General features: G+C 71.5%; 20 protein-coding genes. 6 read left to right on the forward strand and 14 right to left on the reverse strand.

The annotated features are described in order from the left end of the window. Positions 1–247: 247 nt before the first annotated feature. Positions 248–994, reverse strand: coding sequence for a hypothetical protein (locus OO52_RS39780; RefSeq protein ID WP_030655951.1), 747 nt, complete (start codon positions 992–994; stop codon positions 248–250). 87 nt (positions 995–1,081) lie between these two features. Next, positions 1,082–1,579: a hypothetical protein gene (locus OO52_RS39785; protein WP_030655949.1), complete on the reverse strand. Its 498-nt coding sequence runs from the start codon at positions 1,577–1,579 to the stop codon at positions 1,082–1,084. A 303-nt stretch (positions 1,580–1,882) separates the two neighbouring features. Here OO52_RS39785 and recA point away from each other — a divergent pair, with 303 nt between their 5' ends. The 3 genes from recA (at position 1,883) to OO52_RS39800 (ending at position 6,931) form a co-directional block, all read left to right on the forward strand. After that, positions 1,883–3,013 carry a recombinase RecA gene (gene recA, locus OO52_RS39790; protein ID WP_030655946.1) on the forward strand — a complete coding sequence of 377 codons (1,131 nt, stop codon included), beginning with the start codon at positions 1,883–1,885 and terminating at the stop codon, positions 3,011–3,013. A 3-nt stretch (positions 3,014–3,016) separates the two neighbouring features. Next, on the forward strand, positions 3,017–3,949 hold the full coding sequence (gene recX, locus OO52_RS39795) for a recombination regulator RecX (protein WP_030655945.1): 933 nt from the start codon (positions 3,017–3,019) through the stop codon (positions 3,947–3,949). A gap of 453 nt (positions 3,950–4,402) precedes the next feature. Further along, positions 4,403–6,931, forward strand: coding sequence for an ABC transporter permease (locus OO52_RS39800; protein WP_030655943.1), 2,529 nt, complete (start codon positions 4,403–4,405; stop codon positions 6,929–6,931). Positions 6,932–6,981: 50 nt separating this feature from the next. Here the strand turns inward: OO52_RS39800 and OO52_RS39805 are convergent, their stop codons facing one another. The 8 genes from OO52_RS39805 to OO52_RS39835 form a co-directional block, all read right to left on the reverse strand. After that, a complete protein-coding gene (locus OO52_RS39805) occupies positions 6,982–7,422 on the reverse strand; it encodes a rhodanese-like domain-containing protein (protein ID WP_037630731.1) in 441 nt (146 codons plus the stop codon). Further along, the gene (locus OO52_RS39810; protein ID WP_030655937.1) at positions 7,419–7,970 is read right to left on the reverse strand and encodes a cysteine dioxygenase; all 552 of its coding nucleotides are present in this window, start codon (positions 7,968–7,970) and stop codon (positions 7,419–7,421) included. The genes OO52_RS39805 and OO52_RS39810 overlap by 4 nt, the downstream gene beginning before the upstream one ends. A 70-nt stretch (positions 7,971–8,040) precedes the next feature. After that, entirely contained in the window at positions 8,041–8,088 is a 48-nt protein-coding gene (locus OO52_RS54390; protein ID WP_309506048.1) for a hypothetical protein, read from the reverse strand. Positions 8,089–8,294: 206 nt separating this feature from the next. Then, complete coding sequence (locus OO52_RS39815) at positions 8,295–9,953, reverse strand: FAD-dependent monooxygenase (RefSeq protein ID WP_030655935.1); 1,659 nt, start codon at positions 9,951–9,953, stop codon at positions 8,295–8,297. Between the two features lie 177 nt (positions 9,954–10,130). After that, entirely contained in the window at positions 10,131–11,024 is an 894-nt protein-coding gene (locus OO52_RS39820; RefSeq protein ID WP_030655932.1) for an amino acid ABC transporter permease, read from the reverse strand. Beyond that, positions 11,021–11,686 (reverse strand): amino acid ABC transporter permease, encoded by a 666-nt coding sequence (locus tag OO52_RS39825; RefSeq protein WP_030655930.1) that lies wholly within the window; start codon positions 11,684–11,686, stop codon positions 11,021–11,023. Before OO52_RS39825 ends, OO52_RS39820 begins: the two co-directional genes overlap by 4 nt. A gap of 75 nt (positions 11,687–11,761) precedes the next feature. Beyond that, positions 11,762–12,601, reverse strand: a complete 840-nt coding sequence (locus OO52_RS39830) for a glutamate ABC transporter substrate-binding protein (RefSeq protein WP_030655927.1) — start codon at positions 12,599–12,601, stop codon at positions 11,762–11,764. 136 nt (positions 12,602–12,737) lie between these two features. Then, complete coding sequence (locus tag OO52_RS39835; RefSeq protein ID WP_014675420.1) at positions 12,738–13,514, reverse strand: amino acid ABC transporter ATP-binding protein; 777 nt, start codon at positions 13,512–13,514, stop codon at positions 12,738–12,740. Between the two features lie 295 nt (positions 13,515–13,809). Here OO52_RS39835 and OO52_RS39840 point away from each other — a divergent pair, with 295 nt between their 5' ends. Both OO52_RS39840 and OO52_RS39845 read left to right on the forward strand, forming a co-directional pair. Then, positions 13,810–14,496 carry a response regulator transcription factor gene (locus OO52_RS39840; protein WP_030655925.1) on the forward strand — a complete coding sequence of 229 codons (687 nt, stop codon included), beginning with the start codon at positions 13,810–13,812 and terminating at the stop codon, positions 14,494–14,496. A gap of 9 nt (positions 14,497–14,505) precedes the next feature. Beyond that, positions 14,506–15,939: a sensor histidine kinase gene (locus OO52_RS39845; protein ID WP_030655922.1), complete on the forward strand. Its 1,434-nt coding sequence runs from the start codon at positions 14,506–14,508 to the stop codon at positions 15,937–15,939. A 27-nt stretch (positions 15,940–15,966) separates the two neighbouring features. Here OO52_RS39845 and OO52_RS39850 read toward each other — a convergent pair whose 3' ends face one another. After that, positions 15,967–16,965 carry a TAXI family TRAP transporter solute-binding subunit gene (locus OO52_RS39850; RefSeq protein WP_030655920.1) on the reverse strand — a complete coding sequence of 333 codons (999 nt, stop codon included), beginning with the start codon at positions 16,963–16,965 and terminating at the stop codon, positions 15,967–15,969. 153 nt (positions 16,966–17,118) lie between these two features. Here OO52_RS39850 and OO52_RS39855 point away from each other — a divergent pair, with 153 nt between their 5' ends. After that, on the forward strand, positions 17,119–17,526 hold the full coding sequence (locus OO52_RS39855; protein ID WP_030655918.1) for a MazG nucleotide pyrophosphohydrolase domain-containing protein: 408 nt from the start codon (positions 17,119–17,121) through the stop codon (positions 17,524–17,526). Between the two features lie 36 nt (positions 17,527–17,562). Here the strand turns inward: OO52_RS39855 and OO52_RS39860 are convergent, their stop codons facing one another. From OO52_RS39860 to OO52_RS39870, 3 genes are all read right to left on the reverse strand, one after another. Then, the gene (locus OO52_RS39860) at positions 17,563–18,006 is read right to left on the reverse strand and encodes a MarR family winged helix-turn-helix transcriptional regulator (protein WP_030655916.1); all 444 of its coding nucleotides are present in this window, start codon (positions 18,004–18,006) and stop codon (positions 17,563–17,565) included. A 57-nt stretch (positions 18,007–18,063) separates the two neighbouring features. Next, positions 18,064–18,423: a DUF6204 family protein gene (locus tag OO52_RS39865; protein WP_030655914.1), complete on the reverse strand. Its 360-nt coding sequence runs from the start codon at positions 18,421–18,423 to the stop codon at positions 18,064–18,066. Between the two features lie 312 nt (positions 18,424–18,735). Next, positions 18,736–19,732 (reverse strand): RICIN domain-containing protein (locus OO52_RS39870; protein WP_030655912.1); only part of this gene is annotated, 997 nt, incomplete at its 5' end.

The raw sequence follows: 19,732 nt of genomic DNA on the forward strand, positions 1-19,732 counted from the left end.
CCGTGTTCGCCGCCGTCCTGCAAAGAGTCCTGGCCGGTACCCCTGCTGCGCGGGCCGTGAGGTCGGCTGTCTGTGGGACCGCCACTACGTGGCCTCCTACGTCTGCACCGGCCTGGTCGGCGTCCTCGGCATGATCCTGGCCGCCCACCGCGTCGGCCGCGGGCGCCGGCCGACGTACGCTTCCTGGCTGACATCGCCCAACGGGTCCTGTTTCCGGCGCGACCGCACCGCCCCCTACGTCACCGCCTCAGTACGTCAGGACCGCCCACGCGGCGGCCACGGTGACGGCCGCCGTGTAGCAGCCCACCGCCACGGCCACGATCCGCCGGCGCGTCCGCTCGCTCCACTCCGTGCGGGACAGCAGCCGGGCCAGGAGGGGCAGGACGAGGACAGCGTGCAGGCTCACGCCGTGCAGTGGCTTGAGCGGAGCCGTCGAGTGATAGGCGGCCTCCTGATGGCCGGTCCGGGTCAGGACGACCCCGCGCGCGATCATCGCCGCACCGGAGGCCAGCGCGACCAGCAGGAGCGCGAAACCGGAACGCACGGCGAGCGGCATGCCGGCGGGGCCCGTCGGCCGGTGCCGGAAGGACGAGACGGCGAAGACGGTGAGCAGGACCATCAGGACGCCGCCGCCCACCGCGAGCATCATGGACACCACCGTGTCGAAGGGTGTCTCCCGGTTCAGGTGCGAGGGCACCCCGCGCCACGCCTGGAGGGTGATGCCGGCCACCTCCGCCACGCAGTCGGCGGCGAAGACCAGCAGCAGGACCGAGCGCAGCCGGTCACCGGTGCGCAGGTACGCCGTGACCCACGTGACCGCGACCAGCGTCACTCCGAAGGACAGCCCGAACGTGACGGGCTTGCGCCAGGAGACGGGACCGTCCCAGGGGCCGCCGTCGACCGCGAACACCACCAGGTGGACGAGGCCGGACAGGACGAGGAGCAGCCCCGTCGTGTGGCAGAGGCGGTCGACGGCGGCACGCGGGTTCTTCATGGGGGCAAGGCTTCCGGGCGCGGCTCGCGCGGTCGTCGTCCGGCTGGAGACTCTCGCGGTACGTCACCGGGAGCAGGCCGGCTCGTGTCAGAGGTGGTCGAAGAACCGCGTCCACCAGGTCGCGTGGCTCTCGTCGGCGAGCCAGGTCACACCGTCGTACGGCCGGTGGAGCAGCCGTGGGGGAACCAGTCGGTAGCCCAGGTCGGACAGGGCGGCCGTGATCCGGTCGCGGTCCGCCTCGGACAGCGCTCGGTCGCGCACGGCGTCGTCCAGGTCGTCATGGCTGCCGGGCGTCGGCGTGATGACCACCGCCAGATCGCCGTAGTTGCTCAGCCGCACGGCGAGGAGCACCCCGGCCCCGGTCGCCTCGGCCGGGATGTCCACGGAGAAGGAGAAGCTCGCGTCCTGGACGCCCTCGTCGAGCCGGCAGGGCCGGCCGAAGTCCCGGGTGAGCCGGTCCCGCAGCCTCGCCGCCCGGAGCCGGGCCCCGGCGCGGTCGAAGCCGTCGGGGTGCTCCAGGTGGTGCGGTCCGGGCAGCCTGTCCAGGGAGTGGAACAGGGCCCGCGTCAGGTCGTCGTCGTGCATCTCCGCCCACCCTACGGAAGCCCTGGCCGCTGCCTCACGGGAGCCGTGGTCGGCCCCGCGGATGCCGTGGCCCTCCCCCCCGGGAGGCCCCGGCCGGTGCCGTGTGGCGCGCTTGACACGAAAATCGAACATCCATTCTTATGGAGGCTCAGGCGAGGCTTTCGGTTGGGGATTTCATCCCGATTCGCGGGTAGATGTCCCTCGGTTATCCACAGGCTGGGCCTGCGTCGGGGCGCATTGTCAGTGGCAGGCGTTAGCGTCTTTGACGTGAAGCGATCGACTCAAGCAAACCGGGTGGAACCCATGGCAGGAACCGACCGCGAGAAGGCGCTCGACGCCGCGCTCGCGCAGATTGAACGGCAATTCGGCAAGGGCGCGGTCATGCGCATGGGCGAGCGGTCGAAGGAGCCCATCGAGGTCATCCCGACCGGGTCGACCGCCCTCGACGTCGCCCTCGGTGTCGGCGGCCTGCCGCGCGGCCGTGTCGTGGAGATCTACGGACCGGAGTCCTCCGGTAAGACGACCCTGACCCTGCACGCCGTGGCGAACGCACAGAAGGCCGGCGGCCAGGTCGCCTTCGTGGACGCCGAGCACGCCCTCGACCCCGAATACGCGCGCAAGCTCGGCGTCGACATCGACAACCTCATCCTGTCGCAGCCGGACAACGGCGAGCAGGCCCTGGAGATCGTGGACATGCTGGTCCGCTCCGGTGCCCTGGACCTCATCGTCATCGACTCCGTCGCCGCGCTCGTCCCGCGCGCGGAGATCGAGGGCGAGATGGGCGACAGCCACGTGGGTCTGCAGGCCCGCCTGATGAGCCAGGCACTGCGGAAGATCACCAGCGCGCTCAACCAGTCCAAGACCACCGCGATCTTCATCAACCAGCTCCGCGAGAAGATCGGCGTGATGTTCGGCTCCCCGGAGACCACGACCGGTGGCCGGGCGCTGAAGTTCTACGCCTCGGTGCGCATCGACATCCGCCGCATCGAGACCCTGAAGGACGGCACGGAGGCGGTCGGCAACCGCACCCGCTGCAAGGTCGTCAAGAACAAGGTCGCGCCGCCCTTCAAGCAGGCCGAGTTCGACATCCTCTACGGCCAGGGCATCAGCCGCGAGGGCGGTCTGATCGACATGGGCGTGGAGCACGGCTTCGTGCGCAAGGCCGGCGCCTGGTACACGTACGAGGGCGACCAGCTCGGCCAGGGCAAGGAGAACGCGCGCAACTTCCTCAAGGACAACCCCGACCTGGCCAACGAGATCGAGAAGAAGATCAAGGAGAAGCTGGGCGTGGGAGTCCGGCCGGAGGAGCCCGCCGCCGAGCCGGGCGGCGACGCGGCGGTCACCACCGCGGCGGCCGACGACCCCGCCAAGTCGGTACCCGCCCCGGCAGCCGCCAAGGCAACCAAGCCCAAGGCCGCCGCAGCCAAGAGCTGACCCGTGACACGACGAACCGACTGGGCCGAGTACGAGTACGCCACCCCCGGTGCCCCACGGGGGAGGGGCACCGGGGGCCACCCGGACTCCGCACCGGACGGTGACGACGGACACGGGCCTGGCGGGCACAGGGACGAGGGGTTCGGCGCGTACGGCGGGCACGACGAGTACCACGATCGTGCCGCGTACGGCGGACATGATCCGTACCACGGGACCGGCGGCCACGACGGTGACGGCGGTGCCGCGGACCCGGGAGACGAGGGCGGCGAGCCGTACGGGGGTGGTTCGCTCGGCGGTCGTGGGTCCGGGCGGTCCGGGGGAGCGCGCAGCGGCCGCCGGGGGCGTGGCCGGCGGCGCGGGTTCGGTGACGCGTCCGGGCCCGGTGAGGACGAAGGCGCCCCTTCCTCGGCGAGGGACGAGCGGGGGGAGTCTTCAGCGGACCCGGTCGAGCGGGCCCGGGCGATCTGCCTGCGCCTGCTCACCGGGACCCCGCGCACCCGCAAGCAGCTCGCGGACGCCCTGCGCAAGCGGGAGATCCCCGAGGAAGCGGCCGAGGAGGTGCTGTCACGCTTCGAGGAGGTGGGGCTCATCGACGACGGCGCCTTCGCGGACGCCTGGGTGGAGTCCCGGCACCACGGCCGGGGGCTCGCCCGCCGCGCGCTCGCCCGGGAACTGCGCACCAAGGGCGTCGACTCGGCGTTGATCGAGGACGCGGTCGCCCGGCTCGACTCCGAGCAGGAGAAGGCGACCGCCCGTGAACTCGTCGCCCGCAAACTGCGGGCCACCCGTGGCCTCGACCGGGACAAGCGGCTCCGCCGGCTCGCGGGCATGCTCGCCCGCAAGGGCTACCCCGAGGGCATGGCCCTCAGGGTCGTCCGCCAGGCCCTGGAGGAAGAGGGCGAGGACACGGAGTTCCTCGGGGAGGGGGAATTCTGACGGGTCCTCGGGGACGGGGGCTCTGATGGATCCTCGGGGACGGAGGCTCTGACGGGTTCTCGTGGCGAGCGCTTCTGACTGCTTCTCAGAGACGGAGGGGCGAGGCGCTCCGTGGGACGTAGGGGCGAGCGGCTCCGGGGGGGCGGAGGAGTGAGGTGGCTCCGTAGGACGTAGGGGCGAGACGGCACCGCGGAACGGAGGGGTGAGGCGGCACCGCGGGGGGCGGAGACGCGACCGTTCTTCGGGACCGATGTGGGCGTGACAGTTCCCCGGGACGGGAGGCTTGTGACGGGCGCCCCGAGGTGGGGCTGACCCCCGCCGTGGATGGTAGGGGTGGCCCCCGTCGGGAGACGCCGGGCCACCGCAGTGCTCTCCCACCCCGCACCGGCGAGTCTGTACGTGCGCCCCGCGCACGACACAACCGCTGCGTACAACAGAAGAGAGCCCGTCCCCATGATGCTGCGTTACGCCCTGCAGACAGTCCGCGCCCGCAAGGCGGGATTTCTCGGCGCCTTCCTCGCCCTGATGTGCGCGGCCGCTCTGATCACCGCTTGCGGCACCCTCCTGGACACCGGCCTGCGCGGCACCATCCGCACCGAGCGCTACGCCGCCGCTCCCGTCGTGGTCTCCGCCGACCAGTACGTGCACATGACCACCGTCAAGCACAAGAAGGGCAAGACCAAGGTCAAGCACAAGGCGAAGCCCATCGCCGAGCGCGCCTGGCTGCCCGAGAACCTGTACGGCACGCTTGCCCATGCCCCGGGAGTGACGCAGGTCGTCCCGGAACTCACCTTCCCAGCCCAGCCGTTGGTTCCAGCCGGCACCGGCGGCCGTACCGCCTACGGCCATGCCTGGGACTCCGCCGCGCTGACCCCCTACCGACTGACCACCGGCCGAGCCCCCCAGGCCGCCGGTGACGTGGTCATTGACGGTGGCCTCGCCGCGCGGGCCCGGCTGCGGCCCGGCGACCGGCTCACCGTGCAGTCCACCCAGGCCCCGCGCACCTACCGGATCACCGGTATCGCCACCCCGGCCACCGCCGTACGCCACCAGACGTCCCTGTTCTTCTCCGCCGGCGAGGCCCGCAGGCTGGCCGCGCACCCCGGGCAGGTCACCGCGTTCGGTGTGCTGCCGGCCAAGGGGGCGGACCCCGAGCGAGTGCGCCGGGCCCTGGCGCGGGCGCTGCACGGCACCACGGCCCAGGTCAGCACGGGAGACGCCCGCGGGCCCGTCGAGTTCCTGGACGCGGCCGCGGCCCGCACCCGGCTGGTCAGCATGGGCGGAGCCATGGGCGGCACCTCGCTGCTGGTGGCGGTACTCGTGGTCGTCGGCACCTTCGCGCTCACCGTCCAGCAGCGCCACCGCGAACTTGCCCTGCTGCGGGCCATCGCCGCCACGTCCGGGCAGATCCGCAAACTGCTCGGCCGGGAGGCGCTGATCGTCGGCGCGGCGGCGGGCACGGCCGGCGCACTGCTGGGGCTGCCGCTGGGCGGATGGCTGCACGCGAGGTTCGTCGCCCTGGGCGCCGTACCCGCCACGCTCGAACACACCGTCAGTGTCTTCCCGCCGCTCGCCGCACTCGCCGCCACTCTCCTCGGCGCCTGGGCGGCGGCCCGGATCGCCTCCCGCAGGATCGCCCGGATCCGCCCGGCCGAGGCCCTGACCGAAGCCAGGACAGAGCGGACCAGGCTCGCCTGGGGCCGCGTCGCCGCCGGGCTGCTACTCCTCGCCGGCGGAGTCGTCCTCGTCGCCGTCCTCACCTCCCTGCGTACCGAGCCCGCCTCGACTCCCGTGACGTTCCTCGCCGTCGTCGTCCTGTCCGCCTCCGTCGCCCTGCTCGGTCCCCTCCTGGTCAGGTGCGCCGCGCTGCTGCTCGCCGGCCCGCTCCGGCTCACCGGTCACGACGGCAGGCTCGCCACCGCCAACCTGCGCGGCAACGCCGTCCGCATGGCTTCCGTCGTCACCCCCCTCACCCTGCTCGTCGGCATGACCTGCACCGTCCTGTTCGTCCAGGAGACCCTCGGCAACGCCGCCCGCGCCCAGGTCCGCGAGGGTGTCCGGGCCGACTGGGTCGTCACCGCCCAGGGGCCGGGCATCCCCGGTGAGGCCGCCCAGCGGTTGCGCGCACGGCATGACACCGTCACCGAGGTGGTCCGCACGACCGTGCGCGTCGGCCTCGACAAGTACCCCGCGCAGGGCGTCACCCCCGCGGGCCTGACCCGCACCTGGGACCCGGAGGTCACCGCCGGCTCTCTCGACCGGCTCGGCCCCGGCACTGTCGCCGTCAGCGAACTGGCCGCCGAGCAGCGGCATCTGAAGCCGGGAAGCACCCTGAAACTCACGCTCGGCGACGGCACGCCCGCCACGCTGACCGTCGCCGCCGTCTACGCCCGGGGTCTCGGCTTCGGCGACCTCACCTTCGCCCACGACCTCGTGGCCCGCCACGTCGACAACCCGCTCGCCTCCTCCGTCCTCGTCCGCACGACCCGTACACAGACACAACTCGCGACTACTCTCCGTGAGTTCCCGGGACTGAGAATTCTTTCGCCGGCCGCCGCCGACGCCCTCCAGGCCGATCGGCAGCAGACGAACGCCGAGGTCAACTACCTGGCCATGGGGCTCGTCCTGGCCTTCACCGCCATCGCCGTCGTCAACACGCTCGCCATGTCGGTCGCCGACCGTGGTCGGGAGTTCGCACTGCTCCGCCTCGCCGGCGCGACCCGCCGTCAGGTGCTGCGCATGCTGCGCACCGAGGCGCTGTCCGTCCTGCTCCTCGCCACCTCGGTCGGCAGCGGTATCGCCCTCGCCGTGCTCACCGCGTTCAGCGTCGGCATGACGGGCCGGCCCGCCCCGACGGTCACCCCGCTGCTCTACGTCGGCGTCGTCGCGGTCGCCGGTCTCCTCGCGCTCCTCGCCAGTGCGGTGCCGGGGCGCGCGGCGCTCCGGGTGCGGGCGGTGACCGCGGCCACGGCGAAGGAGTAGTACGGGCCCCTCGGACGTGCGGATGTCCGGTCAGGGGCGCTCGGCACCGGTTACGGCGTCGCCGGGTTCACCGGCAGGCCCTCCGCGCGCCATGCCTGGAAGCCGCCCACCAGGTCCGTCGCCCGGTGCAGGCCGAGCTGGTGGAGGGAGGCGGCGGCGAGGCTGGAGGCGTAGCCCTCGTTGCAGATCACCACGACCCGCAGGTCGTGTCCGGTGGCCTCGGGGAGGCGGTGGCTGCCCTGGGGGTCGAGTCGCCACTCCAGTTCGTTGCGCTCGACCACGACGGCGCCGGGGATGAGTCCGTCCCGGTCGCGCAGGGCGGCGTACCGGATGTCGACCAGGAGCGCGTCGCCGGACTGCGCCGCCTCATGCGCCTCCCGTGCCTCGACGCGCCGGTAGCCGGCTCGCACGCGCTCCAGCAACTCGTCGATGCCGAGCGGCCGTTCCACCGCCACACCCGTGGTCCCCGGCTGCTCGATCGTGCCGCTCACTGCCAGTCCTCCGGGCGTTCGACCTGCTCCAGGCGCAGTACCTGGCCCGTGCGACTGTAGCGGCGGATCCGGGGCAGCGGCGGGTAGTAGGCGTGGACGGAGATCGCGTGTCGCTCGCGGGACTCGTTGAGGACCTCGTGCACATGGTGGCGGCCGAAGGCGCGGCCCTGTCCGGCGGGCAGCCGGCGTACGCGGTCCACCCCCTCGGTGAGTTCCAGGGTCTTCCAGCCGTCGGTGGGCAGCCGGGCGGCGAGGGAGTTCTCGGTGAGCTCGCCCGAAGCGGTGAGGAAGGCGCCGACCGAGTCGGCGTGGTCGTGCCAGCCGGTGCCGGTACCGGGCGGCCAGCCGATCAGCCAGGCCTCGCTGCCGCCGGGGCCCCGCAGCCGCACCCAGGTGCGGCCCTCCGGATCGAGCGGCAGCGAGGCGATCAGCTCGGCGTCGGCCGCCGTACGCCGGACGAAGTCCAGGAGGTCCGCCTGGGTGGGCGCCGGGCCGGTGGTGGGGGAGACGGACGCGGGCAGGGAAGGAGAGGGGGAGGGGACAGACACGTACACCGTCCTGAGGAGCGTTCGCGGAACGGGCGCGCGACGGCGCCCGGGAAGAGAAGAGGGTGCGAATTCAGCAGGACGGGCGACACACGCAGCCCGCATAGCGGACGAGGTCCATATGGACCCTCCGCCACAGGCGCACACAGGTGTCGGTCACGATCCGGAGTACAGCACTGCTGCCGCACCGCGGTCAACCGAGTGTCACCCTGTGGACGGGGTGCGAGGGCGTGTGGTCGGCGCGTACGGGAGTCACCTGCGGAGCGCGGTCGGCGCGCGTCGGAGCCGTCGCCGGGATCCACCGTCGGTGTACGAGCGGGCCCGCCGTCAGCGGGCGCCCGAGCCGGCCTCCGCCGCCGCCTTCCTCTCCTTCTCCCTGTCCCTCTTCGTCTCCTCCTTCTGCTCCGTCTCCTGCGTCCGCACCGCGCCCCCCACCGTCGCCTCGGCCGCCGCGTACAGGTCGGCCGGGCGGACCCCGCTCAGTGCGGTGACCAGGTGCCCGTCGGGGCGGACGAGCAGCACGCTGTGCGCCGGCGCTCCCGGGTAGCTCTCGGCCACCAGGAGCTCGGCGGGGTGCGGCAGCGCGGTCACGGCGGCCGCGAGCCGGGGCATCACCCCGGCGGACATCCAGTGCTTGCGGTCCCAGACACCCGTACCGGGCGCGATGAGCACGACGAGCAGCGCGCCACGGCCTAGCCGGTCGTGCAGCTGGACGAAGGACCCGTCCTCCGCCGTGACCCGGACGTCGGCGACCGGTGCGCCGGGCGGGGTGTCGACCGGGATCTCCCCTTCCAGTCGCCGGGGTGCGAGCGGCGAGTCGGCGTACGTGCCGGGCGCACCCAGCGGGCCGCGGCCCAGATGGCCGTCGGTGAGCAGCGCGTCGTGGCTGCGGGCCGCGCCCGGGACGATGTGGCGCAGACCGCCTCCGCCGCGCAGCACCGGCAGGGCCTGGTCGGCGGCGCGCAGCCGGGCGGAGACCAGCGCGCGCCGCTCGGTCTGGTAACTGTCCAGCAGGGCTTCGTGCGGGCCGTGGTGCCAGGCCGCGGCCAGCTTCCAGGCGAGGTTGTCGGCGTCCCTGAGGCCCTCGTCGAGCCCCTGGGTGCCGAGCGCGCCGAGCAGGTGGGCCGCGTCCCCGGCGAGGAAGACCCGGCCGGCGCGCCACCGGCGGGCTAGGCGGTGGTGCACCGTGTGGACGCCGGTGTCGAGCAGCTCGTACACGGGGGTGGTGCTGCCCGTCCAGCCCGTGAGGGTCTCCTGGATCCTGGCCAGCAGGATCTCGGGGGTGACCAGGTCCTTGCCCGGTGGCAGCAGCCAGTCCAGGCGCCACACGCCGTCCGGGAGGGGGCGGGCGGTCACCTCCCCGGCCGAGGGCCCGGACGACCGCCACGGCGGCATCCGATGGAGCAACGCGTGACCCTCCCACGGAAGTTCCGTGCGCAGCGCGGCGACCGCGTGCCGCTCCACCGCCGTACGGCCCGGGAAGCGGATGTCCTGGAGCTTGCGCACGGTCGAGCGGGCACCGTCGCAGCCCACCAGATAACTGCCGCGCCACCAGGTGCCCTCGGGGCCGCGCGTGCGCGCGGTGACGCCGGAACGCTCCTGCTCGATCGCGTCCAGGCGGCTCTCCGCCGCCGTCTTCACCAGGGGCTCCGCCGCGATGGCCCCGCGCAGAAGGCCGGTGAGCACGTGCTGGGCGATGTGCAGCGGCGCGGGTTCGGTCTCGGCGAAGGCGACCTCGCTCATCACCTGCTTGCGCCTGACGGACCGCCAGCTGGCCCAGCGCACGCCCTGCTCCGCGAGCGTTGCCCCGGTCAGCCGCTCCAGCAGGGCGGCCGTGTCCTCGCGCAGGACGACGGTGCGTGCCGGACGGGGCTCGTCCTTGCCGACACCCTCGTCCAGCACGATGGACGGCACCTGCTGACGCGCCAGCGCCAGGGCGAGCGTGAGCCCGACGGGCCCCGCTCCGACGATGATCACCGGGTCCACGGTGTGGCGCCCCCTGCTCGCGGCGATGCCTTGACGGAGACAAGTGAACAGGAAGGTGAAGCGGGGTGCACGATCACACAACGTATGCAACCCATTGGCAGAGTTTGCGTCAAGCGACCGGGGGCAGTGGCGATCATGCCACTGCCCCCGGGTGAGGCATTCGGGTCTGACCGGACGTCAGGCCGCGGTTCCCGTGCCCGCGTGGCCGGGGATGTCCACGGTCTCGTCGACGCCGAGCACCGCCCCGGTCGACTTCTTGCCGCGTCGCAGCCGGCCCTCCAGCCAGCTCGCGAACGAGGTCAGCGAGAAGTTGATGGCCACGAAGATCACGGCCACCACCGTGAAGGAGGCGATGGTGTTGGCACCGTAGTAGCCGCTCATCGTGTTCGCCGAGGCGAGCAGTTCGGGGAAGGTGAGGACGGCGCCGCCGAGCGCGGTGTCCTTCACGATGACCACGAGCTGGCTGACGATCGCCGGAAGCATGGCGGTGACCGCCTGCGGCAGCAGGATGAGCCGCATCACCTGGTTCTTGCGCATGCCGATCGCCATGGCCGCCTCGGACTGGCCCTTCGGCAGGGAGAGGATGCCCGCGCGGACGATCTCGGCGAGCACCGACGCGTTGTACAGCACCAGGCCGGTCACGACCGCGTACAGCGGACGGTCGTCGGAACTGACGTCGGTGTACTGGCTGTACAGCTCGTTGCCGAAGATCATCAGGACCAGGACGGGGATCGCCCGGAAGAACTCGACCACGACCGTGGCCGGGCCCCGCACCCATATGTGGTCCGAGAGCCGGGCGATGCCGAGGACGGCGCCCAGCGGCAGCGCGATGACCATCGACAGGGCCGCCGCCTTCAGGGTGTTCTGCAGGCCGGGCCAGATGTACGTGGTGTACGCCTCGGAGCCGCTGAAGAACGGCTTCCACAGCGCCCAGTCCAGCTGGTGCTTCTCGTCCAGGGACGAGTACACCCACCACAGGACGGCCGCGAACGCGACGACGAAGAGCGCCGTGTAGAGGATGTTGCGCCGTTTGGCGCGCGGTCCCTGGGCGTCGTAGAGGACCGAGCTCATCGCTTCACCGCCACCTTCTTGCCCACCCAGCCGAGGATCAGACCGGTCGGCAGGGTCAGGCAGCAGAATCCGAAGGCGATGATCGCGGAGATCAGCAGCAGCTGGGCCTCCTTCTCGACCATGTCCTTCATGAGCAGGGCCGCTTCGGCGACGCCGATCGCGGCCGCCACGGTCGTGTTCTTCGTCAAGGCGATCAGGACGTTGGTCAGCGGGCCGACGGCTGCCCGGAAGGCCTGCGGCAGCACGACCAGGAACAGCACCTGGGAGAAGCTCAGGCCGATGGCCCGCGCGGCCTCCGCCTGGCCGACCGGCACCGTGTTGATGCCGGACCGGATCGCCTCGCACACGAAGGCCGACGTGTAGACGATCAGCCCCAGCACGGCGAGCCGGAAGTTGATCGTGTCGGTGTCCTTCCCGGCGAGGGTGATGTTCAGCGTCTGGTAGAGGCCGAGCGACGAGAACAGGATGATCACCGTGAGCGGGATGTTCCGCACGATGTTCACGTAGGTGGTGCCGAAACCGCGCATCAGCGGTACCGGGCCCACCCGCATGGCGGCCAGCAGAGTGCCCCAGACCAGGGAGCCCACGGCGGACAGCAGCGTGAGCTGCACTGTCGTCCAGAAGGCGCCCAGTACGTCGTAACCGTCAAGAAAGTCGAACACGATCTCCCGCGCTTTCGCGTGTAGGGATGCCCGGGTGCGCCGCCCTCACGGACGGCGCACCCACCGGGCGTTGCCTCAGCTCTTGATGTCGCCGATCTTCGGAGCCGGCTCGTTCTTGTAGCCGGCCGGGCCGAAGTTCTTCTTCACGGCCGCATCCCAGGAACCGTCGGAGACCATGGCCTCCAGCGCCTTGTTGATCTTGTCCTTGAGGTCGCTGCCCTTCTTGACGCCGATGCCGTAGTTCTCGTTGGTCATCTTCAGCCCGCCGAGCTTGAACTTGCCCTTGAACTGGGACTGGGCGGCGTAGCCGGCGAGGATCGAGTCGTCCGTGGTCAGGGCGTCGATCACCTTGTTCTGCAGGCCGGTCAGGCACGCGGAGTACGTCGGGTACTGCTGGAGCTGCGCCTTGGGCGCCAGCTTCTCCTTGACGTTCTGCGCCGAGGTGGAGCCGGTGACGGAACACAGCTTCTTGTTGTTCAGGTCGGCCGGCGACTTGATGCTGCTGTCGTCCGCGCGGACCAGCACGTCCTGGTGGGCCAGCAGGTACGGCCCGGCGAAGTCGACCAGCTTCTGGCGCTCCGGGGTGATCGAGTACGAGGCGGCGATGAAGTCGACGTCACCGCGCTTCAGCATGGTCTCGCGGTCCGCGCTCTTCGACTCCCTCCACTCGATCTGGTCGGCGTTGTAACCGAGCTTCTTGGCGACATAGGTGGCCACGTCGACGTCGAAGCCCGAGTAACCCTGCGGCGTCTTCTGGCCGATGCCCGGCTGGTCGAACTTGATGCCGATGGTGATCTTGTTGCCACCGCCGGAGGAATCGGCGCCGTCGTCCTTCTTGTCGCCGCCACAGGCGGTGGCGGTCACGGAGAGGGCGAGGAGGACGGCCGAGGCGGCGGTGACCTTGCGGAGCTTCATGGTGAACATCCTTCTGAGTGGTGAGGTACGGGTCCCTGAGGCAGGGGGTGCTGCGGACCGGGCGGGCGTGCGGCCGGGCGACGGGTGCGGCCGTGCGGAGCGTCGGCCGGGCAGTCCGGGCGGCCCGGAGGTGCCGTCAGTGGTGCAGGATCTTGGACAGGAAGTCCTTGGCCCGGTCGCTGCGCGGGTTGCTGAAGAACTGGTCGGGCGTGGCCTGTTCGACGATCCGGCCGTCCGCCATGAAGACCACCCGGTTCGCGGCCGACCGCGCGAAGCCCATCTCGTGGGTGACCACGATCATCGTCATGCCCTCGCGCGCGAGCTGCTGCATGACCTCCAGGACCTCGTTGATCATCTCGGGGTCGAGGGCGGAGGTCGGCTCGTCGAACAGCATGACCTTCGGGCCCATCGCCAGCGCCCGCGCGATCGCGACCCGCTGCTGCTGGCCGCCGGAGAGCTGGGCGGGGTACTTGTCGGCCTGCGTGCCCACGCCGACCCGGTCCAGCAGGGCCCGGGCCTTCTCCTCGGCCTGCTTCTTGTCGGCCTTGCGGACCTTGACCTGGCCCAGCATCACGTTTTCGAGCACGGTCTTGTGCGCGAAGAGGTTGAACGACTGGAACACCATGCCGACGTCCGCCCGCAGTCGCGCCAGCTCGCGGCCCTCGTGCGGCAGGGGCTTGCCGTCGATCGTGATCGTGCCCGAGTCGATCGTCTCCAGGCGGTTGATGGTGCGGCACAGGGTCGACTTCCCGGACCCGGAGGGCCCGATGACCACGACGACCTCGCCGCGGGCGATCGTCAGATCTATGTCCTGGAGCACGTGCAACGCGCCGAAGTGCTTGTTGACGCTCCTCAGGACGACCAGTTCGTCGGACGTGGCCACATCTTCCTTGGCCACCGATACATTGGTCATCGCTCTCAGGCTCCGTCCTCCTCGGTTTCCGAGGACAGTAGTGAGGGGCTGTGACCTGCGTCATCACATCTGAGGGAGATCTGAGCATCACGATCCGATAGCAATCGGACACATGTCGTAGCACTTGTCGCCGGTGCGCGTATCGGCCGGATAACGGAAGCGACGGGCAACCGGAACTCTCTTGACGCCGTCCTTGTCCATCAGCGTCACTGCCATGGTGCACGCGCGCGTGCGCGTGACCTACAAGCCCGACGCGAACCGAGACCGAACGACCGCCGAACCGGAGGGGGCCGGGATGAGACTGCTCCTCGTCGAGGACGACAACCACGTCGCCGCGGCGCTGTCGGCCGTCCTCGCGAAGCACGGCTTCCAGGTCACCCACGCGCGCAGCGGCGAGGAAGCCCTCCAGGCGCTCGTCCCCGAGGGCGACGGATTCGGTGTCGTCCTGCTCGACCTCGGCCTGCCCGACCAGGACGGCTACGAGGTCTGCGGCAAGATCCGCAAACGCACCAGCACCCCGGTGATCATGGTCACCGCGCGGTCCGACGTCCGCTCCCGCATCCACGGGCTCAACCTGGGCGCCGACGACTACGTCGTGAAGCCGTACGACACCGGGGAACTGCTCGCCCGGATCCACGCGGTCAGCCGGCGCACCGCGCACGAGGACCCGGCGACGGGCGGCGAGAGCGCCCTGCTCCTCGGCCCCGTCCGGATCGAACTGCCCACCCGCCAGGTCAGCGTGGACGGTTCGGTCGTCCAACTGACCCGCAAGGAGTTCGATCTGCTCGCCCTGCTCGCCCAGCGGCCCGGCGTGGTCTTCCGGCGCGAACAGATCATCAGCGAGGTCTGGCGCACCAGCTGGGAAGGGACCGGCCGCACCCTGGAGGTGCACGTCGCCTCCCTGCGCGCCAAGCTGCGGATGCCCGCGCTGATCGAGACCGTACGCGGCGTCGGCTACCGGCTCGTCGCCCCGGCCGCCTAGCGGGGACGGGTGCGCACACGTCTCCTCCCGCTGCTCATCGTCCTGCTGGCGGCCGTCCTGCTCGCGCTCGGCGTCCCGCTCGCCGTCAGCGTGGCCGCCGCACAGCAGCAGCGGGTCGTCGTCGACCGGATCGACGACACGGCGCGTTTTGCGGCGCTCGCCCAGTTCGTCACCGACGGGCCCGGCGGGTCCCGCCGCACCACCACGGACGAGCGCCGGGAGAGCCTGCGCAGCGAACTGGAGAGTTACTACGAGGTCTACGGCATCCGCGCGGGCGTCTTCTACCGCAACCGTACGGAGGCGATGGCCAACGCGCCCGGAGACTGGTTCGTCCCGAGCACGGGTCAGGTACGCAGGGCGTTCGACGAGGCGCTGCTCAGCCGGCGCAGCCACGATCCGCCGCAGGCGTGGCCCTGGCAGCACAGCCGGCTCGTCGTCGCCTCGCCGGTGATCCGGGACGGGGATGTCGTCGCCGTCGTGGTCACCGACTCGCCCACCGAGCAGCTGCGTTCCCGGATCCTGCGCGGCTGGCTGGTCATCGGTGCCGGTGAGATCGCGGCCATGCTCCTCGCCGTCGGCGCCGCGCTCCGGCTGACCGGCTGGGTGCTCAAGCCGGTCAGGGTCCTGGACGCCACCACGCACGACATAGCCACCGGGCGGCTCAAGTCCCGCGTCGTGGTCGCCGGCGGGCCGCCGGAACTCAGACGGCTGGCCCGTTCGTTCAACGAGATGGCGGACAACGTCGAGGCCGTGCTGGAGCAGCAGCGCGCCTTCGTCGCCGATGCCTCGCACCAGCTCCGCAACCCGCTCGCGGCACTGCTGCTGCGCATCGAACTGCTCGCCCTCGAACTCCCCGAGGGCAACGAGGAGATCGCCTCGGTCCGCACCGAGGGCAAGCGCCTCGCGCAGGTCCTGGACGACCTGCTCGACCTGGCGCTGGCCGAGCACGCCGACGCCGACCTCGTGCTGACGGACATCGGCGCGCTGGCCGAGGAACGGGTGGCCGCCTGGGCGCCGGCCGCCCGGACCAAGGGCGTCCGGCTGACCGGCGACTGCCCGCCCACCACCGGCTGGGTCGACCCGATCGCCCTGTCCAGCGCCCTGGACGCGGTGATCGACAACGCCGTGAAGTTCACCCCGGAGGGCGGTACGGTCGCGGTCACCGTCGCCGCCGACGGCGACACCACCACCGTCGTCGTCACGGACACCGGCCCCGGCCTCACCGACGAGGAACTCGCGCGCGTGGGCGACCGTTTCTGGCGCAGCGGCCGGCACCAGAACGTGAAGGGCTCGGGCCTGGGCCTGTCCATCACCCGCGCGCTCCTCGCGGCGGGCGGCGGCTCGATCGACTACGCCCACCACGAGCCGCGGGGGCTGCGGGTGACGGTCCGGGTGCCCCGGCACGCCGAGACCGGCGGGGGCGCCACGGACGCCGCCTCCTAGGCTCCGCCAAGGGCGACGGAAAGACCCTTACGGCTTCACCGAGCGGTAGTACCGCCGGGCGCCCTCCTGCAAGGGCAGGGGGTCGGTGTAGATGGCGGTCCGCAGATCGACCAGTTGGGCGGAGTGGACATGGGCGCCGATGTCGTCCCGGCTCTTGATCACCGTACGGGTCACCCACTCGGTCAGCCGGGGATCCACGTCCGTGCGGGTCATCAGCAGGTTGGACACGGCGATCGTCGGCACCTGCGCCCCCTGCTGCACCTGCGGGTAGGCCGACTCGGGAATGTTCGTTGTCCGGTAGTAGCCCGCGCCCTCACCCTGCTCGTGCAGCCGGGTGACGAGGGTGTCGTCGATCGGCAGGAACCGGAACCCATCCTGCTTCGCCAGTGCGACCAGCCCCTTCGTGGGCAGGCCGCCGGACCAGAAGAAGGCGTCGATCTTCCCGTCCCGCAGCCGCGCGGGCCCGGTGTCGATGCCGTCCGCGACCGGCGTGATGCCCTTGTGCGGGTCGATGCCGGCGGCCCGCAGCACCCGGTCGGCTATCAGCCGCACCCCCGAATCGGGCAGTCCGGTCGCCACCCGCTTGTGCCGCAGGTCCGCGATGCTCCGGATGTCGGAGTCGCGGGGGACGATGAGGTGCACGTAGTCGTCGTAGAGCCGGGCCACACCGCGCAACCGGCCGACGGCGTTGCCGTGCCGCAGCTCGTACGTCGCCACCGCGTCGGCCGCCGCGATGGTGAAGTCGGCCTGCCCGGTCGCCACCCGCTGGACGTTCTCCTGCGAGCCGGCGCTGTTGAGCAGCTTCACCTTCAGGCCCGGCATGTCCCTGCCCAGCTCGGTGCGCAGCAGCTCGCCGTACTCCTGGTAGACCCCGCGGGGCGTACCGGTGCTGAACACGATCGTCCCGCTCGGCGGCTTCTCGCCCAAGGGCAGCAGCCACCACAGCAGCAGCGCGAGGGCGACGGCACCGACGGCCGAGCCCTGCAGCGCTCGGCGCCTGCCGAGCCGGGGGAACACCTTGGACATGCGGCGATCCTGCCAGGCGAGGCGTGGCACTGACCAGGGCCGGGGTCACTCTCGGGACCGGGGAGCGGATGCCGCGGTGGTCCGCACGGGGCGAGGGGCGTTGTCAGTGGCCGCCGTTACAGTCGCCGTATGACCACTTCGCCCGCCGACCGTGTGAGCACGTCACCCGCCCACCTCGTCCGTGAGTTCCACCACGCCTTCGGCCTCGACGCCCGCAGCACGCCGACGGAGGTGGACCCGGAGCTGGCCGCGCACCGCGGCGAACTGCTCGCCGAGGAGGCCGCTGAGGTCGCCGAGGTCGCTGTGGAGGGGCCGCTGGACCGGCTCGCGCACGAGCTGGCCGACGTGGTGTACGTGGCGTACGGCACGGCCCTGGTACACGGCATCGACCTCGACGAGGTGATCGCCGAGATCCACCGCGCCAACATGAGCAAGCGAGGCCCGGACGGGACGGTCGCCCGCCGGGCCGACGGCAAGGTGCTCAAGGGGGAGCACTACCGGGCGCCGGACGTGTCGGCCGTACTGCGCCGCCAGGGCTGGATACCGGGCGAGTCAAAGTGAGCTGCGTCACGACGAGTTGAGCAGGGCGGCGCGAACTCAGCGGCCCGTCAGACCCGTACCGCCGAGACGGGTGAGCAGGTCCGCGAGGCGGGCGACGTCCGCCGGGGGCCACGCCGGGCCGGCGAAGACCTCGGCGGCGGTCTCCTCCGCCGTGGCCCGCATCTCCGCCAGCCGATGCCGGCCCGTCCCGGTCAGCGCCGCGTACGCCACACGCGCGTCCCGGGCGTCCGTCTCCCGGGTCACCAGCCCGATCCGCTCCAGCGGAGCGAGCCCGCGCGTCACGCCCGAGGCGGTCAGTCCCAGTGCCTCGGCGAGGTCCACCCGGCGCATCCGGCCGCCCGGTGCCTGCTCCAGCCGCAGCAGCAGGGTGAAGTCGGCGAGGCTGACGCCGTGCAGCCCGCCGAGCCGGGCGTCGAAGCGTCGTACGAGCGCCGACTGGGCCCGTACCAGGCGCAGCGCCGCGTCCAGGCCCTCACTCACGGCCCACTCCCTCACATCCCTTGCCTTGTCCTTGAGTGCTCAAGTTTATGGCGTGGGTCAGGAGCCGGTCGTACGGGCGGCGCGGCGCTGCCGCTTGCCCAGGGGAGCCTGGGAGAGGTCCTCGGCGGTGGTCCGCAGGTGCTTGAAGCCGTAGCCGCGCGCAGTCAGCCAGGACTTCGCCGTCTCCTCGGCCCGTTCCGTCGCCTCCAGGATGTCCTCCTCCTTCTCTCCCGTCGCCGAGAAGCGGAAGACGAAGGCGGGCCGGGCGGCGACGTCGTAGGTGAGGGTGCCCTCGGGGGTGAAGGCGGCGCGCAGGACGTCGTGTTCGGCGGCGTCGGCCAGCAGGGCGGCGCGCTGGGCGTCGGTGAGGGCGTCGAAGGCGCCACGGACGGTGATGCGGAAGGTTCGCGTACTCATTCCACGACCTTAGGCACGGCGCGGGTGACGCCTCCACCGGGTTTCCCGGTCCGTGCGGCGCCCCGGGTGCCGGGGACGGAGGGCGGATGGACGTAGCACCGGGCGTGTACGGGGAGGTCCGGCTTGGGATGCCCGGCGGCCGGGGTGCTTGGCCCCGCGGGCGCCTTGTGGACGGCCTCTGCCATGACGCGGAAGGCGCCGGGAGAGCCGGAAACGGGAGGCGTCGAGCGCGTCGATCGCCTCCCGTGAGGTCACCGCGAGGGCCCCGGGCCGTCCTGGCGGTGCCCGCCGCCGGTCCCGGGGCCAGGGCGGTCAGCCGGTGTAGCCGGCGAAGACCCGCGTGTAGTCCCAGGCGGACTGGCTGACGCCGGAGCAGCTGTCGGCGGGCCCACCGGTGCAGGGACGGTCCCGGTTGGCGGACCAGAAGGTCAGCCGGGCCAGGTGGTGCTGCTGGGCGTAGGCGAGGATGGTGCGGAAGTCGGCCACGGTGACGGTCTCGTTCTGGTCGGTGATGCCGTTCATGGACGAGATGCCCATGTCCCGGTAGGCCTGGTCGTCGCTGTAGTGGTAGGCGTTCTTCAGCGCGTTCTTCAGCCCCTCGGCCGCCTGGACGGTCAGGTTGCCCATGTTCTGGCCCGCGCCGCCGAAGTCGAACGGCATGATGGCCCAGGCGTCGACGGTCAGCCCCGAGGCGGCGGCCCGGTTGATGAGGCTGGTGTCGGGGCCGCTCTGCCCGGTGCCGATGGTGATGTAGACCTTCAGACCGGGGTTGTTGGCCTTCACGGTCTTCAGCGCGTCGACCGTGCGCTGCTGGACGGTGCCGTTGCTGTAGGCGTCGGCCTCCAGGTCGATGTCGATCGCCTTCAGACCGTAGGCGTTGATGACCTTCTGGTAGGCGGCGGCGAGCTCGCCGGCGCTGGAGCAGGAACTCTCCAGCTTGTTGCCGCTGTAACCGCCGAAGGACGGGATGACGTCACCGCCGTTGGCCCGCACGGTGTTGACCGTCTGCTGGTCCACTCCGCCGGTCAGTGGACGGCTGCCGTCCCACTGCGGATTGCAGTAGCCGTTGCTCAGCACGAAGGCGAGCGTGAACCACTTGACGCCGGTGGCCTGGGTGATGGTGGTCGGGTCGGGCGGGCTGCCCCAGCCGTTGTACAGGTACGGCGCCACCGCCATCGGCGCCGAGGGGCTGGTGCCGCCGCCGGCCGCGGGCGCGTTCCACTTCTGGTTGGCGCCGCCGGTGCAGCTCCAGATCTGTATCCGGGTGCCGTTGGCGGAGTTGTTGTCGGTGACGTCCAGGCACTTGTTC

It is taken from the genome of Streptomyces flaveolus (assembly GCF_000716535.1).
GTDB classification, from domain to species: Bacteria; Actinomycetota; Actinomycetes; order Streptomycetales; family Streptomycetaceae; genus Streptomyces; species Streptomyces flaveolus_A.